General features: G+C 45.1%; 2 protein-coding genes. Both read left to right on the forward strand.

The window, feature by feature from the left end:
• Positions 1-180 precede the first annotated feature (180 nt).
• Positions 181-1,062, forward strand: a complete 882-nt coding sequence (locus WBV27_RS07170; protein WP_424200701.1) for a LysR family transcriptional regulator — start codon at positions 181-183, stop codon at positions 1,060-1,062.
• A gap of 114 nt (positions 1,063-1,176) precedes the next feature.
• On the forward strand, positions 1,177-2,490 hold the full coding sequence (locus tag WBV27_RS07175) for an aminotransferase class I/II-fold pyridoxal phosphate-dependent enzyme (protein ID WP_424200703.1): 1,314 nt from the start codon (positions 1,177-1,179) through the stop codon (positions 2,488-2,490).
• Positions 2,491-2,676 lie beyond the last annotated feature (186 nt).

Below are 2,676 nucleotides of genomic sequence, written 5' to 3' on the forward strand. Positions count from 1 at the left end.
AGCCATCTGCGAATCAGCACAATAAAAAGGAAACCAGGCTGTCACCCATAATTCAAATCCGAAGAGTGAACATTCGTTTTTCCGAATGTTCACTCTTCGGGTTATTTTTATTCGAAAGGAAAGAAAGACAAAAAATGGCATGCTATAATGATGATTATTGCGGGGGGAGTTGGAGTGTACATGGACATACAAGATCTGAAATATTTCATAGAGATAAGTAAAACGGGAAGCATCACCAAGGCTTCGAAGAATACTTACATTTCACCCCAAGGACTAAGCAGTGTCCTGCAAAAGATGGAAAAGGAACTAGGCATCGTATTGATGGAAAGAAGTCCGAACGGTGCGAGGCCGAATGAGTACGGCCAGATTCTTTTAAAAAAAGCCGAGGCGATACTCGAAATCTATGCAGAGCTTCAGAATGAAATCGGGGATCTGTACCGGCGAACTCAAGGATTCATCCGCTTGGTTTCGGCATATGGCGCGCTGAGGTTGCTCACGCCCGATTTCATCTTTGGCTTTGCGGATGCATTTCCTGATGTTCACCTTGATTATATGGAGTTTCCTGACCGATATGTCGAAGAGATGATCGATGAAGAAAAAGCGGATATCGGATTTGCCGTCGGGCCAGTGGATACGGAAAAGTATGAAGCAACGCTCTTATATTCTGAAGACTTATATTTGCTTGTCAGGGACGAGGACAAGCTGGCTGATTGCAAAAGTGTGTCCTTTATGGATATCAAAGATAAAGATTTCATCATAGAAAGCGATATGTTCAAAATGCACGATCTGTTCATCGAAAAGTGCAGAGAATATGATTTTGAGCCAAGGATAGTATTCAACACCAGTGGATACAGTTTGTGCCATAAGTTATGCTCCCAAGGAAGGGGGGCATCGATCACTTTGAGAAGCAATTTCAGCGACATGAAATCGGAAGGGTTAAGTGCCATCCCATTTGAAGGCGATTTTCAATGGAAGTTGTATGTCATCACCAAAAAAGGGAAGGTGATCAGCGACACCCTGAAGAATTTCATGGAATACGCAGTTAAATGGAAAATAGGCTGATGGGCCGTAAATAAAACGACTATCAAGTATTGATTTACGGTTGTCAGATTCTTGATTATTCCCCTCGTGCGCTACCTTTGTTAGAATGCAAGGGCACGCAAAGGGGGAAGAGTCGTGGCAGCATATAGAAAGATGGAAAGAAATGAATTGGAGATGCTGAGGGAGCAGCTCAGTCGGACTTATCGCTTGCATCAGCAAAATGGTGCGGTATTGAATATGGCTAGAGGGAATCCCAGCAAAAAGCAATTGGATTTGTCCATGGGCATGCTCACTATTCTGGACGAAATGACCGATTTCGTAAGCGAAGGAGCTGTGGACTGCCGGAACTACGGAGCGGTTGATGGGATCCTGGAGGCAAAAAGGCTGATGGCTGGCCTGATGCAGACAGGTCCGGAACAGGTACTGATCCACGGCAACTCCAGCCTAGCAATCATGTACGATTCGATAGCGCGCTCCGTGACGCACGGGGTTATGGGGAATACGCCATGGAACCATTTGGAGCGGGTCAAATTTTTATGCCCGGTTCCGGGTTATGATCGACATTTCGCGATAACGGCGCATTTCGGGATCGAAATGATCCCTGTTCCGATGCAAGAGACGGGACCTGACATGGACCTGATTGAACGGTTGGTATCGGAAGATGAAGCGATCAAAGGGATCTGGTGTGTACCGCAATATTCCAATCCGACCGGAACCGTCTATTCGAACGAAACCATCCAGCGTTTCGCAGGGCTTAAGCCGAAAGCGGACGATTTCAGAATCTATTGGGATAATGCATATGGGGTGCATCATTTGTATGCTGGACCGGAAAATGTTCTTGAAATATTGGATGCATGCGCGAAAGTGAATAACCCGGATATGGTCTATAAATTCGCCTCCACCTCAAAAATCAGTTTTCCGGGTGCGGGCATCGCCGCCATCGCTGCCTCCGCAGCAAACCTTGCGCAAATCAAAAAACAACTCCAAATTCAGACGATCGGATATGATAAACTGAACCAGCTCAGGCATGTAAAGTTTTTTGGTAATGCCGATGGGATAAGGGCACATATGAAATTGCATGCCAAAATCTTGAGGCCAAAATTTGAAAAGGTATTGGCAATTTTGGAATCGGAACTGGGTGGACTCGACATCGGAGAATGGACGAATCCCAAAGGCGGATACTTTATTTCCTTCAATTCCGAGGCGGGATGTGCAAAAAAGATCCTGCAAAAGGCGAAAAAGGCAGGACTCATCATGACCGAAGCCGGTGCGACTTTCCCTTATGGCATGGACCCTGAGGATAAGAACATCAGGATTGCACCGACATACTTGGAATTGGAGGAACTGACTCGAGCGACGGAATTATTTTGCTTGTGCGTAAAAATCGTGTCGATTGAAAAATTATTAGGAATCAGCACAATAGAGTGCAGGAAACTAACGGAATCATAGCCAGAAAGGGAGTACATAATAGATGAATTATTGCATGGAATGTGGAACAGAATTGGAAGCGAAACATCTGGAAAACGAAGGGAACATCCCTTATTGCAGCAGTTGTGAAGGGTATCGATTCCCTGTTTTCAGTACGGCTGTGAGCATGGTCATCTTGAACAAAGAACAAGATAAAATGTTGTTGAT

This window comes from Trichococcus sp. (assembly GCF_049589555.1).
Classification (GTDB): Bacteria; Bacillota; Bacilli; order Lactobacillales; family Aerococcaceae; genus Trichococcus.